The following is a 14,711-nucleotide window of genomic DNA, read 5'->3' on the forward strand; positions in this document are numbered from 1 at the left end:
AGAGAGGTTACACGCTTGCGACCAGCCGAACGGCCGGTCTGGTCAATCGGAATCGGAGCCGTTCGAGCTGGTGTTGATTGCCAGCGCTGTGCGACGCCGGACGAATTGGCGGAAGTAATCGATCCGGTCCGGTTGCAGGACGCCGTTGAGCACGATGGCCCAGCTCTTCTCGAGGTCGCCCAGAAACCGTTCGGGCTCGTCCAGGTTGCTGGTCTGCCGCAATCCCAGATGCAGCGACACGACGAGCCGTCCCAAATCCGCTGGATCACAACGTTGGTCGACATCACCCTCGGCGATCGCACGCTCTGCGGCGGCGGCCATCGCGTTGGCCCAATCGTCGAATAGCCGCTGCTGCAACCCTTCCGACCGGCCTACCGACTCGAGCAGGTTCAGCGCCGCCCTGACCGCGTAGGTCTTGATGTCATGAACGGCTATCAGATAGGAGGCGTCAATCAGGGTTTCCAGGCCCGAAAGCCGCCGCGCGAGTACATCTTTCAGTGTGGCGGTGCCTTCGGTCGTTTGCCTCTCGATGATCGCGACCGCCAGCGCATGCTTGGACCGGAAGTGGAAATACATCGCGCCCTTGGTCAGTTCGGCTTCGGCGAGGATGTCGTCGAGGCCGACGTCGTGGTAAGCCCGTCGAGCGAACTGATGCGCGGCGGCCCGCAGGATCTGCCGCCGCGTCGTGTCGGCGCGTCCGTCAGTCGAGTTCGTGGTCATCGCAATTGCAGAGCAAGCCGCCGGTGATTCAGGTCGGCGCCCGAGCCTCGACCATGGCTAACGCGAGTGTCCGAGCCGACTGGGCAAGCCAGTTGGATCGCCTTCACGCTGCCCTCCTCGAAACAGGGGCACACCTCGGTCAAGAAAGAGCACGTCCGACGTGTCCGGGTTGCTTTTCGAGGTTAGCAGCAAGGCGCCGACCTGCAGAGTTCCGACGCTGTTAGCCCGGCTACAGACTCCGGATACTTATAGTACGCGCGTGGAGTGCATACCATTCGTAAGGTATGTATAGTCTCCGATCAGATGGCTGGCAGTTTGCTCTTGTCGGCCCCGGTTCCGGTTAGGGGAAGCGCATGTCGTTCGTGACCACACAGCCAGAAGCACTTGCGGCATCGGCCGGCACGCTGCAAGGAGTCGGCGCGGCCGTCAACGCCGGAAACGAGGTGGCGGCAGGTTCCATCACCGCAGTCGTTCCGCCGGCGGCCGACCGCGTGTCGGCGCTGCTGGCAGTGCAATTCGCCGCGCACGCCCAGATGTACCAAGCCGTGAGCGCCCAGGCCACAGCCGTTCACCAGCAGTTCGTCGACGTCCTGGCCATCAGCTCGGGTTCCTATGACGCCACCGAGGCCGCCAACGCGGTCGCGGCTCGCTGACCCGAACGGAAACCGTCACAGTGCTGGATTTCGGCGCGCTGCCACCGGAGGTCAACTCGACGCTCATGTTTGCCGGTCCGGGTCCCGGGTCGCTCGTGGCGGCGGCGGTGACCTGGGACGAGCTGGCGGCAGAGCTGACTGCCGCGGCGGCTGCTTACCGCTCCGTGGTGGCCGGGCTGACCAGCGGTCGATGGCTGGGTCCGTCGTCGCTGTCCATGGCGTCCGCGGTGGGGCCGTATGTGGCGTGGACCAGTGGCACTGCCGCGCGTGCGGCCGAGGCCGCCAGCCACGCCAGGCTGGCCATAGAAATCTATGAAGCGGCCTTCGCGATGACGGTTCCACCGTCCGCCGTCTACGCCAACCGGGCCAGACTCGCGACGCTGGTCGCGACCAACTTCCTCGGTCAGAATTCGGTGGCCATCGCGGCTACCGAAGCCGAGTACGTCGAGTATTGGGCCCAGGACGCCGCGGCGATGTATCAGTACGCCGCAAACTCGGTTGAGGCGTCGGACGTCACTCCGTTCGCCTCGCCACCGCAGGTCGACAATCCGGCCGGGCTGGTTTCGCAGAACACCTCGGTCGCCGCGGCGACGGGTGAATCGGGGGCGACCCAGGCGACGCTGGCGCAGGTGGTGACCTCGGTTCCCACCGCGCTGCAAGGACTCTCGAACCCGGCGGCGGCCACCACGGGGTCCTCGGGACTGCTCAGCGGGCTTACCGGCGGGCTGACCGGCGGCCTGTCCGATCCGTCGAGCACGGTGGGCATGGTGACGAACTTGTCGATGATCGGGTTAACACCGCTGTTCGGACTTTCCAGCGTGCTCGGCATCGCCCAGACCATGCAGAGCATGGCGGCCACCGCGGCAACGGAGGTGGGTGGAGCCGCCGAGGCAGCCGCTGCTGGTGCCGCCGAGGCCGCCGAGGCCGCACTGGGATCGAGCGTGCTGGGCAGTATGGGTCAGGCAGCCGCCCTGGGCTCCCTGTCGGTGCCGCCCGCCTGGACCAGCGTGATCCCGACGGCGCCGTTGGCCGGCGTGGGGACGGCTTTGCAGAACGGTGGCATGGGCCCGCTGTCCCAGATGCCGGCCCTCATGGGCGGAATGCCGCTGCGGGGCGCCACCACGGGCGCCGCTGCCGGGCCACGATATGGACTGGTACCGACGGTGATGGCCCAACCGCCATCCGCTGGTTACGGCTCGGCCGTCAGCTAGAAAGGCATCCGATGCGCCCCGAATACTCGCTGAACAGCCGTACCCTTCACTACATACCACAGGTATGTACAACCGCCAATATAGATATTTTTGGTATGCGCGTGGTTCCACCGAACGCAGCGCTTAGGGATCGCATTTCGAAGGGATGGCAGTCATGAAAGTCGTGCTCTTTTGCGGCGGCTACGGCATGCGCATGCGCAGTACCGACGGTGATCTCGTTCCCAAGCCGCTGCAAATGGTCGGTCCCCGGCCGCTGTTGTGGCACGTGATGCGCTACTACGCGCACTACGGGCACAAGGAGTTCATCCTGTGCCTGGGCTACGGCCAGACCATGATCAAGGACTTCTTCCTCAACTACCGCGAGATGGAGTCCAACGACTTCGTCATGCGCGCAGGCAAAATCGAGTTGCTCGACTCCGACATGTCGGACTGGACCATCACCTTCGTCGACACCGGTCTGGAATCGCCTATCGGAGAGCGGCTTCGACGGGTTCGCAAATACCTTGGTAACGACGAGTACTTCCTGGCCAACTACGCCGACGTGCTCACCGACGCGCCGCTCGACATCATGATCGACCGGCTGATCGAAAGCGGCGCAACGGCTTCCATGCTGACGGTCCCGCCGCAATCGTCGTTCCACTGCGTCGATGTCAGCGCCGACGGCGACATCAAAGAGATTGCGCCGGTGACCAAGTTCCCGATCTGGGTGAACGGTGGCTACTTCGTGCTGAAGCAGGAGATCATCGACCTGATCCCGGAGAACGGTGACCTGGTCGGCGACGGGTGCATGGCGCTGGCCGGCACCGGCGGATTGTTGGGCTACCAACACGAGGGTTTCTGGAAGCCCGCCGACACGTTCAAGGAGCGCGCAGAGCTGGACGCCGACTACAACGCGGGTGTCCGGCCGTGGATGGTGTGGGAGGGATGTCCGGCATGATTCCACTAACGACCGGGGCCATAAGTTCCGTTGCCGCCATTGGCGCGCATTGCGATGACATAATGATCGGCGCCGGTGCCACCCTGATCCAGATCGCGCGTCACAATCCCGGAGTCACCGTGCATGTGCTGGTGTTCACCGGCGCCGGGACCGAACGCGAGATCGAGGAGAAGAACGCGTTCGCGGCGTTATCCCCGCACGCCAACGTGGATTTGACCGTGCTCGACCTGCCGGACGGTCACCTGCCCGAACACTGGCGACACGTCAAGCGTCACCTCGCCAAGTTCCGCCGCGGCTGCGAGCCCGATTTGGTGTTGGGCCCCCAGCGCCGCGACTTCCACCAGGATCACCGCCTGCTCGGCGAACTCATCCCGACCGAGTTCCGCTCGCATCTGGTGCTGGGCTACGAGATCCTGAAATGGGAGTCTGATCTGCCGAATCCTGCTGTCTACGTGCCGGTTCCGGATCAGGCAGCGGGCCAGAAGGCGCAGCTGCTCATGGCGAGTTATCCGTCCCAGATGCAGCGCGACTGGTTCGAGGCCGAGGCGTTCCTGGCGCTTATGCGGGTCCGCGGCGTGCAATGCCATACCCGCTACGCCGAGGCATTCGTCGTCGAAAAGGCGGTGCTGACGCCGGGCACCGCCGCATCACCGAACTAGCCGGCCGCCGAAAACCCAGTCGAAACCCGACCGAAGGAACACCACATGCGAGTGCTGGTCACCGGCACAGAGGGATATCTGGGCTGCCTGCTGGCACCACTGCTGCTCGAAGACGGCCACGACGTCGTCGGCCTGGACACCGGCTACTACAAGGCCGGTTGGCTATGCCCCGGCCCCCTTGCCGGAAGCACCCACGGTGTCGAGCCGGCGACCCTGGTCAAAGACATCCGCGACGTGACCGCCGGCGACCTGCGCGGGTTCGACGCGATCGTGCATATGGCCGAGTTGAGCAACGACCCGATCGGCGACCTGATCGGCGATGTCACCTATCAGGTAAACCACCACGGCAGTGTGCATTTGGCCGACTGCGCCAAGCGGGCCGGCGTCACCAGGTTCGTCTACATGTCGTCGTGCAGCGTCTACGGCATCGCCGACGGCACCGTCGACGAGTCCAGCCCGGTCAATCCGCTGACGCCCTATGCGAAATGCAAGGCACTGGTCGAGCGGGACCTCACCGCGCTGGCGGGCGATGACTTCTCGCCGACTTTCCTGCGCAACGCAACGGCTTTCGGCGCCTCACCACGGATGCGGTTCGACATCGTGCTGAACAACCTGGCCGGCCTGGCGTGGACCGAACACCGCATCGCAATGACCAGTGACGGCACACCGTGGCGGCCGCTCGTGCACGCCCTCGACATCGCGCAGGCGATCCGCTGCGCGCTGCGCGCCGACCGGCAGAGCGTGCATGCGCTGGTGGTCAATGTCGGCAGCGACGAGAACAACCGCACCGTGCGCGAGATCGCCGAGACGGTGAGCGCCGAATTCCCAGGGTGCGAACTGACTTTCGGCCCGCCCAATGCCGACAACCGCAGTTACCGAGTCGCATTCGGCAAGATCCGCGAAGTATTCGCCGGCTTCAACGCCACCTGGGACGTGGCCGCCGGCGCGGCCCAGCTACACCGGGTGTTCCAAAGCATCGCCATGGAACCGGAGACATTCCACGGCCGCGGACATACCCGGCTCAAGCAAATCGAGTACCTGCTCAAGACCGGGCAGGTCGACGAACGACTGTTCTGGAAGGAGGCATCGTGAAGTACACGCCCACGAGCGTCGCGGGGGTGACGATCATCGACATAGAGCCGCACCGCGACCACCGCGGCTTCTTCTCGCGATCGTTCTGCGCCGACGAGTTCGCGCACTATGGGCTGATTTCCGATGTCTCGCAGACCAACATCTGCTTCAACAACACCCGCGGAACGGTACGCGGCCTGCACCGCCAGGTGCCGCCGCACGCCGAGGCCAAGCTGGTGCGCTGCACCCGCGGCGCGATCATGGATGTCGCGCTCGACGTTCGCCCAGAGTCGCAGACCTACGGCAGACACGTGATGGTGGAACTGAGCGCGGACAACCGCCGGGCGCTGTTCTTGCCACCGTACGTAGCCCACGGGTTCCAGACTCTGACCGACGACACCGAGGTCGTGTACCAGGTCAGCGGTCCCTACGAGCCGGCCGCCGAAGAGGGATTTCGTTGGGACGACCGGGCTTTCGGCATCAAATGGCCGCTTCCGGTCACGGTGATGTCCGAGAAGGACGCCAGCTGGCCGGCGTCGGGTGAGACCCCAGAGATCACGCCGGCCGAAAGTGCCGCGTCATGACGAGCTGTGCGCGCCGTGCGCGCACAGAGCAATGGGGATAGGCCGGAAATGGGCCACGACAAGCTGCCGCGGATTCCGGTGCGCATGGTCGTCAGCGGGAGCATCGTCGAACGCTGCGACGCCGGCGAGGTGTTGTCGATCATTGCGGCACGCCTGCGATCCCCCGGGCCCGGTTTGGCCGTGGGATCGGTGAACCTGGACCACCTGCACCATTTCCGCAGTATCGGAGCCGCCCCCGCGGGCCGGCTGGAATGGCTGTTGCTGGCCGACGGCATGCCGATAGCGTGGCGGGGCCGGCTGCTCACGGCCAGCCCCTGGCCGCGGGTAACCGGAGCCGATCTGTTGCCGGCTCTGCTCACGTTGGCCGAAGATACCGGTCAGCGCGTCGGCTTCTTCGGCGGTAGCCCTGCGACCCATCACCTGCTGGCACGACATGTGTACGAACGCTATCCAAGGCTGAACGTGTCGGGGATGTGGGCACCGAATCAGTCCGAGATCGAATCGGATTCAGACACGTTGGCTGCCGCCATCCGCGGCGCAGAGACCGACATTCTGGTAGTCAGTCTGGGCAAGCCACGCCAGGAGCAGTGGGTGGACCGGCACGGGCATGCGACGGGAGCACGGATATTCCTGCCGTGCGGTGGCGCGGTGGACTTCCTGGCCGGTAAGACCCGCCGTGCCCCGCAGTGGATGCAGCGGCTCGGGCTGGAGTGGTTCTACCGGCTCAGAACCGAACCACGGCGGCTGGCCCGCCGATACCTCCTGCAGGGCCCATTCGCGTTGTTGCGCGCCACCCGCGCCCAGCTCATCTGCTATCCCGGCGTCTACTACGCCGGCGCGCCGGCCCACGATCATGCCGTGCTGCCGACTGCCGCAACCGAAGCGGCATCCGCGTAGAAGGCACCCGACATGATCACTACGCTACGAGCCCTGGACGGCCTATCGCCCGTCAATGCGAACCCAACCCCGCCGGCGCGCGTCAAAGTCGTCTCCCGCTGGCAGCAGCAGTATGCGCGTCGCCTGCATGTCACCGACTCGGTAATCGTGTGCGGCGCAGTCGTCCTCGCCCAATATGTCCGGTTCGGGCGCGAGCCGGACACCTCGGGCTACCCGGGCCCGGTGATGACGCTGTTCTCGTGTCTGTTTGCGGTCCTTTGGCTTTCGTCGATCGCGGTGTTTCACACCAGGTCGACACGGGTGATCGGGTCGGGCATCGACGAATACCGGCGCATCGCCAGCGCGTCCTTCTGGACGTTCGGAATCATCGCGATGGTCACGCTGCTGGCCAAGATCGACCTGGCCCGGGGCTACCTGGCCGTCGCACTTCCCGTCGGGACGTTCGGACTGGTGGCGAGCCGCAATTTGTGGCGCAAGCATGTGTGGCAGCAGCGGGTCAAGGGCCGTTGCCAGACAATGGTTTTGGCGATCGGGGACCGGGCAGGCGTATCACATCTGGCACACGAGCTGCTGCGCAATCCGAAGGACGGCTACCTGGTCGTCGGAGTCTGCATCCCGGGGTACGGGGCTGCTTGCGGCGACATGTTGATGGTTCAGGGCCGCGAGATACCGATTCTCGGCGACGAAACCGCTGTGGTATCTGCGATTCAGTACTGTAGCGCGGACACGGTGGCCGTGACGCAAACCGAACACTTCGGTGTGCGGGGAATCCGGGAGCTCATGTGGCAGCTGGAGACGATGGACATCGACCTGGTGGTGGCGCCCGGAGTCATGGACGTCGCCGAAGCACGACTGACATTGCGGCCGATCGCGGGATTTCCTCTACTGCATGTCGACAAGCCGCAATACGAAGGCACGCAGCGCTTTCAGAAGCGAGCGTTCGACTTCTGCTTCGCGCTGGCGGCGCTCATCGGGGCCTCGCCGCTGCTGATCGTCGCTGCCATCTGCATCAAGCTGACCAGCAAAGGACCGGTCTATTATCGCGCCGAACGCATCGGCCTGGACGGCAAGCCCTTCACCATGCTCAAGTTGCGGACCATGGTCAACGGGGCGGACCAGCAACTCGATCGCCTACTGCCGTTGAACGAAAGCGCCGGCGGCATGCTCTTCAAGATGCGCGAGGACCCGCGCGTGACCCGCGTCGGAAAGTTGCTGCGCCGGTTCAGCATCGACGAGCTGCCGCAGTTCATCAACGTGCTCAAGCGGGATATGAGCGTGGTCGGTCCGCGGCCACCGCTGCGCCGCGAGGTGGAGAACTACGCCGGCGAGGTCAAGCGGCGGCTGTTGGTGAAGCCGGGTGTCACGGGGTTGTGGCAAGTGAGCGGGCGCTCGGATCTTTCCTGGGAAGACTCGGTGCGGCTGGATCTTTCCTATGTCGACAACTGGTCGATGGCAGGCGATCTCGTGATCATCGCCCGCACCCTCAAAGCCGTCCTGGCCAGAGACGGGGCCTACTGATGACGGACAGCCATGACTGAGCCGGCAACCGAGACTCAGCCCGATCGGGCCGTCGGGCCCGCTTCGTCCGCCGTGACCGGACCCGCCGAGGTGCAGGCGGGGCGGATCGCGCACGCGGTGACAATCCAAATGATCTGCCGCGCACTGGGAATGCTGGCCTCAGTGATTTCGGTGGCGATGACCGCCCGCTATCTGGGTCCCGGCGGCTACGGACAGCTCACCATCGCGGTCGCCTTCATCGGCATGTGGACCAGCCTCGCGGACTTGGGAATCGGCACCGTCATCGTGCGCCGCGTGACCTCCGGCCGGGGCGATCTCGAGCGGCTGGTCCGGGTCAACAGTGGCATGTCGCTGGTGTATTGCGTGCCGCTGGCGACGGTTGCAGCGCTGTGCGGGTTGTTGATCTACCGGGACGCCGACGTACGGGTCATGCTGGTGGTGTTGTCCGGGCAGCTGTTGATGCTGACCATGAAGACCCGGTTCGAGCCGGTGTTCCTATCCACCGTCCAGTTCTCCGCGGTGGCCTTCTCCGACATCGCGGGCCGGCTGGCCACGCTGGCGATGGTCGCCTGGCTGGTGACGCAGCGGGCAGACGTCATCTGGTTCGCGGTCGCGCAGCTCCTCCCGCCCCTTCTTCAGTTGTCGATCCAGGGGACGGCGGCGGCCCGGCACATCTCGCTGCGCCCCACCTTCGCGCCGCAGGAAGCCAAAGATCTACTGCGAGAAAGCCTTCCGCTGATGGGCGTGATGGTGGTCGGGATCCTCTACTGGCGCACCGACGGCGTGATCCTGTCCCTGGTGAGCAGTCACGCCGAGGTCGGCGTGTACGGGTTGGCCTACACCATCGCGTTCAACACCGAGGCGTTGTCGACCTTCTTCCTCAAGTCGACGTTGTCGACGGCCACCACCCTGTTCTCCCGTGACGTCGCGGCCTTCGCCCGCTTCCTGCGCCGCAGCGTCGAACTGATGTATTTCGTGGCCGTCCCGGTCGCGATCGTCGGCGCCCTGCTGGCCGGGCCGCTCATCGGATTGTTCGGCGACGCGGCATACGTCGGTCGCGGGACGCCGACCTTGGGGTTGCTGTTCATTGCGGTCGCGCTGCGATTCGTCTCCGCCACACTGGGTCAGGGCTTGTTCGCCAGCCATCAGCAGCGCTTCTTCTTCCGGCTGTTCCTGGTGGCATTGGCCCTCAACATCGCGCTGAACCTGGCTCTGGACGGCCGGTTCGGCGCTGTCGGCGCCGGAATCGCGTTGGTGTGCACGGAGTTGTTCGGTCTGGTGCTCGCCGGCTGGCGGCTGCGCCAAGAGTGCAACTATCGCGGCCCGGGCCTGTTCTTACTGCGGACGCTGATCCCGGCGACGGCCAGCGCCGTTGCCGCACTGCTGCTTTCGGGACAGCACGTGGTGTTGACCCTGGTCGCCGCCGCTGCCGCATATCTGGTCGTCAGCCTGGCGATCGGCCCCGTGAACTGGTCGACGCTGACCTCGCTCTACCGGAAGCAGGTGGTGACATGACAACGGACATGTGCCGGACCTACGCGGAGCCCGGCGGACCCGCTCAAACCATGAACACCACGCTGTCGCACCGACCCTTGGCCGTGCTGATCGTGACCTACAAGAGCCACGATTTGGTGGAGCAATGCCTGGCCAGTGTCGCCGAGCAGCTACCCGGCCTGCCGGTCTACGTCTACGAGAACAGTGGTGACACGTATCCCGGTCGCCAGGTACTGGCCGCTCGCCACCCGGATGTGCATTGGGTGCTGGGGCCGGTGAATCTTGGCTTCGCCGCGGCCTTCAACGCGCTGGTAAAGCACACACCACCGGACACCGACCTGCTGATGATGAATGCGGACAGCCGACTGCGCGGTCCGCTGACCCGCACCAGAGAGCTGCTGCAACAACCCGGAGTGGCCGCCGTGTCGCCGACTATGCGTGACGCGGCCGCACCGCGCCGGGTCACGTGGGACGTCGCGCGCCGGCGTACCAAGCTGATCCGTGCACTGGTGGCGGCCAGCGGCTATTCGGATAGGTTGCGCGGCACACCGGTTTCGCAGCTCTATGCCCGGCAGCCCACTGAATCGCAGGAGATCGACGGATACATCGCCGGTGCCTGCCTGGCGATCAACCGTGCGGCCTGGGACTCCGTCGGCGTCTTCGACGAGGAGTTCTTTCTTTACGGCGAGGACGTCGACTGGCAGACCCGCGCCCGCGCGGCGGGCTGGCGCGTGGTGCTCGCCGACGAGCTCGCGGTCGATCACGGCAATCCGTTACCCGACGTTTGCAACATTTCCAAAGGGCCCGATTCAGTGCACGGCGGTGAGGTTTCGGCGGACGAGCGCCGACGGAATCGGGATTTGCTGCGTGCCAACACCGCGCTGATGCTCGAACGCCAGACCACCGTCCACCACGCGGACATCTACCTCGCCGGCACCACACTGTTGGACCGCGTACAGCGGTCGAAGCGCATCGCGCGCGCCGAGGCGCGCGCCAAACAGCGCACCGAACTTCCGGCGATCGTGATCACCACCAACCGACTGGTGTACGGCGGCGCCGAACGGCAGAAGTCCTTGCTGGCAACCGAATTGGTGCGCCGCGGCTACCCGGTCACCATCGCTTGCGTCCAACGCTTCGGTCCGCTGATCAAGGAAATTCCACACAACGTGCGCGTAGTGCGCCAACCGTGGTGGGCACCGCACGTGGACTTGCCCCCCGGTCCGGCGGTGGTGATCAGCGGAGACACCAACACCGAGACGGGATTTGCCACGGTGTGGCGGGCGTCGGGGGCGCACCGGCGCTGGCTGGTGGCCCCGCACACTCACCCGGACATGCCGATCTACTCGCGGCCACTGGTGTCCGCCATGAACCGCGCCGACGGCTTCGTCATGCTGGCGCAACGACATTGGGACATGCTTGCCGAACACCATCGGCTGACGCGCCGGCACTTCGTCGCGCCCAACGGCGTGGTGGTACCCGGGCCGCCCGGTGCGCCCAGGGCCCGTACGGCCGGCGATCCGCTGCACCTGGTGATGCTGTCCCGCATCGAGGAGTTCAAGAATCCACACCTGCTGATAGAGGCCCTCGCAGGTCTGGCCGAATTACCCTGGAAGCTCTCCGTATTCGGCGACGGCCCCGATCGTGAAGAGCTGGAGGCCCGCACCCCTGAAGGGCTGCGTGACAGGGTGCACTGGCGCGGATGGTCGGACGGCCCCGGACCCGCGCTCGCCGACGCCGACCTGCTGTGCATGCCAAGCCGTTGCGAGACGTTCCCGTTGGTGATCCTCGAAGCGATGGCCCGCGCCATACCGGTGGTGTCATCGGCGGTGTGCGCGGTACCGGAAATGCTCGACTTCGGCGCGGCGGGGTTCCTCGTGGAGGACATCTCGGTGGCGGGATGGCGGGAGCGTCTGGCCGAAATCCTCGCCGCGCCCGACGCGTTGCCGTCGACCGGCCGGCTGGGCTTCGAGCGAATGAGCAAGCACTACACCGTGGAAGCGATGGCTGACGCCTATATCGACGCGATCAACGAGGTGCTATGACCGGCGCGCTGACAAGAGTTGCATCATGAACATCGGATCGGGCTGGAAAACAGCCTTGTCCGGACGACCTCGACGCGGCGAGCGCCGCAATCCGACGGCCGCCGCAGCGTCGCCGATGTACGAAACGGTGATCCTGGGCGGTGGGCCGGCCGGGACCGGGTGTCTTGTCTGGGCGGCGCGGCACGGCCGGCTGGGGGCATGGCTCGACGGCGGAGTCGCGCTGGTCGAACAAACCGGCCAGCTGGGCGGTGCACTCGGCCAGTACCCGCTGAACGCCGACTCGCGTGGCATGTCTTTCCTCGAATGTCTCGACGGGCCGCACTGCGAGGCCGCGCTGACCGGGGTGAGGGCAGACCCGGTGACGGTTGAATTGGAACGCTGGCGCGAGGGGAGGCCAACGCTTCGGCTGGTCAACCGCTTCGAGCGGTGCGTTGGTGCAGCCATTCTGTCCGAATTCGCCCGGCATCCGAACAGCCGTGCTTTCACCGGTGCAACCGCGCTGGCGATCCGGCAGGAACGCGGCGGGCCGGTTGCCGTCTTGATCGCGACCGAAGACGGGCGACGTAGCGTCATCCGCGCCGCCAGTGCCGTCGTTGCACTGGGCGGCCGACCGATTACCTCGTGGAGCGGCGTCGAACTTGCCGCCGGCCTGAATCTCGGGGACTGGCGCAGCAAGATCTTGGCCAGCCACCGGCTGCTGACGCGCGGTGGCGCACAGGAGGTGGGGCGACGGCTCGCCCGCACCAACCTCGAGCCGCGCGTGGTCATCGTGGGCGGGGCGCACAGCGCCTTTTCGTCGGCATGGATGCTGCTGGAGCAGGTTCCGGGGTTGCGCTTCGGCCCGCGCAGCGTGCACATCCTGCATCGCAGCGAACCGCGCCCGACGTACGTGTCGCGTGGCGCGGCCTGGGCCGATCGCTACCAGTTCTCCGAAAGCGATGTCTGCCAGGTCACCGGCCGCGTGCATCGCCTCGGCGGGTTGCAGGGCGACGGCCGTGAAATATGGCGGCGCATCCACGGCAAACCGGGGACCGAGCGGGATGACCGCGCCGTCACCATGCCCATCGGCGGCCTGACGCGTGCCGAGCTGAAGGGACTGCTCGACAACGCAGATCTGATCGTTCCGGCCCTTGGATATCGCCTGGCGACCATCCCCATTTACGACCCGGACGGCCGTCCGGTGAGATTGGCGAGCACCGGCCCCGCGGTCAGGGCCGATGCGCGGCTGCTCGCCGCCGACGGCACACCTGTTCCCGGCGTGTTCGGGGTGGGGCTCGGGAGCGGTTTCGTGCCCTGGGGTGCCATGGCCGGCGAAACGTCCTTCGCCGGCCAGCAGAACAGTCTCTGGCTATACCAGAACGGCCTCGGCGAGCTGATCTACAACAGCACCCGACGATTGGCACAGCAGCAGATGCGCGGTGCGGAAACCACTTTCGGTGCGGCAGCCACATTCGACACCATCCCGACCCCGGACGCCGGCGCGGCAATCCTCGCGGCGGCGTCGTCGTCGGCAACAAAGGAGGCGTGATTCTTGCCTGTCAAGCTGTCTAACCCGTTGAGCGTCAGGCGTAGCCGTCGGCGCGGTCTTTCGCCGTCGACGACGGTCGAAAGTGCAAGGCCCAGCCGCACACCAAGAGTCGAGAGCGGAATGATTTGCCGCTTATGCGATTCCGAGCGATTGTTCAGCGTCTTGGACCTCGGCGCGACTCCGCCGTGCGAAAAGTTCCTCACCGCCGAGGAGCTCGATCTACCGGAGCCCACTTTTCCGCTGCACCTGCGGGTGTGCGCGGACTGTCTGCTCTTGCAGATACCGGCGCTCATCACGCCGGAGGACACGTTCAACGAATATGCCTATTTCGCCTCTTATTCCGACAGCTGGGTGCAGCATGCCAAGAGCTACGTCGACGACGCGGCACGGCGCCTGAATCTGGGTCCCGACTCGTTCGTGGTGGAGGTCGCCAGCAATGACGGCTACCTGTTGCAACACGTCGTCGCCGCGGGTGTGCCGTGCCTGGGCATCGAGCCGTCGCTGAATGTGGGGGCGGCCGCGCGCGAGCGGGGTGTGCCCACCGTGTCAGCGTTTCTGGACGAGCAGATCGCTCAGGGCATTCGCGAAGAACACGGCCCGGCAGACTTGGTCGTCGCCAACAACGTCTACGCGCACATCCCCGATCTGCGCGGCTTCACACGTTCGCTGCGCCGGCTGCTCGCCGACGACGGCTGGCTGAGCATCGAGGTCCACCACGCGCTGCATCTGGTGAAATTCGCACAGTTCGACACGATTTACCACGAACATTTCCAGTACTACACGCTGTTCTCGGCGATCAACGCCCTCGCCACGGCCGGGCTGGCCGTCGTGGACGTCGAACTCCTGCCTACACACGGCGGATCCATCCGGGTGTGGGCCCGGTCTGCCGAATTCGCCGGACCACCGAGCGAACGGGTGGAGAAGGTGCTGCGCGCCGAGGATGCGGCCGGGCTGCACCGCGTCGACGGGTATCTGCATCTGCGTCCGCAGACCGAGGCGACCCGCCACGCGTTGTTGCGGTTCTTGTTGCAGTGTCGTGCCGATGGCAAGCGCGTCGTCGGCTACGGCGCGCCCGGCAAGGGCAACACATTGCTGAACTACTGCGGGATTCGCAGCGATCTGCTGGAGTACACCGTCGACCGCAATCCGTACAAGCATGGTCGTTTCACACCCGGGACGCGCATCCCGATATATGAGCCGGAGCGCATCGCCACGGACCGCCCGGACGTGGTGGTGGCGCTGCCATGGAACCTCGAAACCGAACTGACCCAGCAACTGGGCTACATTTCCCAGTGGGGCGGCCAGCTGGTTTTCCCCCTCCCGACATTGCACCCGGCGCGACAACCATGACGCCGAATGCCTTGTCAGCACACCGAAAAGCCGCTCGTAGCGCGGAT

Annotated in this window: 13 protein-coding genes; 12 read left to right on the forward strand and 1 reads right to left on the reverse strand. The window is 65.7% G+C overall.

Translation table 11 applies throughout. From position 1 onward, the window contains the following. Window positions 1-42: 42 nt before the first annotated feature. On the reverse strand, window positions 43-720 hold the full coding sequence (locus tag A5791_RS04460) for a TetR/AcrR family transcriptional regulator (protein WP_067231750.1): 678 nt from the start codon (window positions 718-720) through the stop codon (window positions 43-45). A gap of 353 nt (window positions 721-1,073) precedes the next feature. Between A5791_RS04460 and A5791_RS04465 the strand changes: the two genes are divergently transcribed. From A5791_RS04465 to A5791_RS04520, 12 genes are all read left to right on the forward strand, one after another. Further along, on the forward strand, window positions 1,074-1,373 hold the full coding sequence (locus A5791_RS04465; RefSeq protein ID WP_067231753.1) for a PE family protein: 300 nt from the start codon (window positions 1,074-1,076) through the stop codon (window positions 1,371-1,373). A 20-nt stretch (window positions 1,374-1,393) separates the two neighbouring features. Continuing rightward, on the forward strand, window positions 1,394-2,584 hold the full coding sequence (locus A5791_RS04470) for a PPE family protein (protein WP_067231756.1): 1,191 nt from the start codon (window positions 1,394-1,396) through the stop codon (window positions 2,582-2,584). Window positions 2,585-2,738: 154 nt separating this feature from the next. Beyond that, a complete protein-coding gene (locus A5791_RS04475; RefSeq protein WP_067231832.1) occupies window positions 2,739-3,521 on the forward strand; it encodes a glucose-1-phosphate cytidylyltransferase in 783 nt (260 codons plus the stop codon). After that, window positions 3,518-4,180: a PIG-L deacetylase family protein gene (locus tag A5791_RS04480; RefSeq protein WP_067231835.1), complete on the forward strand. Its 663-nt coding sequence runs from the start codon at window positions 3,518-3,520 to the stop codon at window positions 4,178-4,180. Before A5791_RS04475 ends, A5791_RS04480 begins: the two co-directional genes overlap by 4 nt. Before the next feature lie 45 nt (window positions 4,181-4,225). Then, complete coding sequence (locus A5791_RS04485; protein WP_067231759.1) at window positions 4,226-5,272, forward strand: NAD(P)-dependent oxidoreductase; 1,047 nt, start codon at window positions 4,226-4,228, stop codon at window positions 5,270-5,272. After that, window positions 5,269-5,835 (forward strand): dTDP-4-dehydrorhamnose 3,5-epimerase, encoded by a 567-nt coding sequence (rfbC, locus tag A5791_RS04490; protein WP_067231761.1) that lies wholly within the window; start codon window positions 5,269-5,271, stop codon window positions 5,833-5,835. Before A5791_RS04485 ends, rfbC begins: the two co-directional genes overlap by 4 nt. A gap of 48 nt (window positions 5,836-5,883) precedes the next feature. Then, window positions 5,884-6,732 carry a WecB/TagA/CpsF family glycosyltransferase gene (locus tag A5791_RS04495; RefSeq protein ID WP_231995801.1) on the forward strand — a complete coding sequence of 283 codons (849 nt, stop codon included), beginning with the start codon at window positions 5,884-5,886 and terminating at the stop codon, window positions 6,730-6,732. A 12-nt stretch (window positions 6,733-6,744) separates the two neighbouring features. After that, on the forward strand, window positions 6,745-8,250 hold the full coding sequence (locus tag A5791_RS04500; protein WP_082966735.1) for a sugar transferase: 1,506 nt from the start codon (window positions 6,745-6,747) through the stop codon (window positions 8,248-8,250). A gap of 12 nt (window positions 8,251-8,262) precedes the next feature. Continuing rightward, window positions 8,263-9,765 (forward strand): flippase, encoded by a 1,503-nt coding sequence (locus tag A5791_RS04505; protein WP_082966736.1) that lies wholly within the window; start codon window positions 8,263-8,265, stop codon window positions 9,763-9,765. Continuing rightward, window positions 9,762-11,786 carry a glycosyltransferase gene (locus A5791_RS04510; RefSeq protein WP_067231764.1) on the forward strand — a complete coding sequence of 675 codons (2,025 nt, stop codon included), beginning with the start codon at window positions 9,762-9,764 and terminating at the stop codon, window positions 11,784-11,786. The genes A5791_RS04505 and A5791_RS04510 overlap by 4 nt, the downstream gene beginning before the upstream one ends. A gap of 25 nt (window positions 11,787-11,811) precedes the next feature. Further along, on the forward strand, window positions 11,812-13,314 hold the full coding sequence (locus A5791_RS04515; protein ID WP_156660995.1) for a hypothetical protein: 1,503 nt from the start codon (window positions 11,812-11,814) through the stop codon (window positions 13,312-13,314). Between the two features lie 120 nt (window positions 13,315-13,434). Then, a complete protein-coding gene (locus tag A5791_RS04520) occupies window positions 13,435-14,664 on the forward strand; it encodes a class I SAM-dependent methyltransferase (protein WP_067231772.1) in 1,230 nt (409 codons plus the stop codon). Window positions 14,665-14,711: the final 47 nt, after the last annotated feature.

The organism is Mycobacterium sp. 852002-51163_SCH5372311 (assembly GCF_001667115.1).
Lineage (GTDB): Bacteria > Actinomycetota > Actinomycetes > Mycobacteriales > Mycobacteriaceae > Mycobacterium.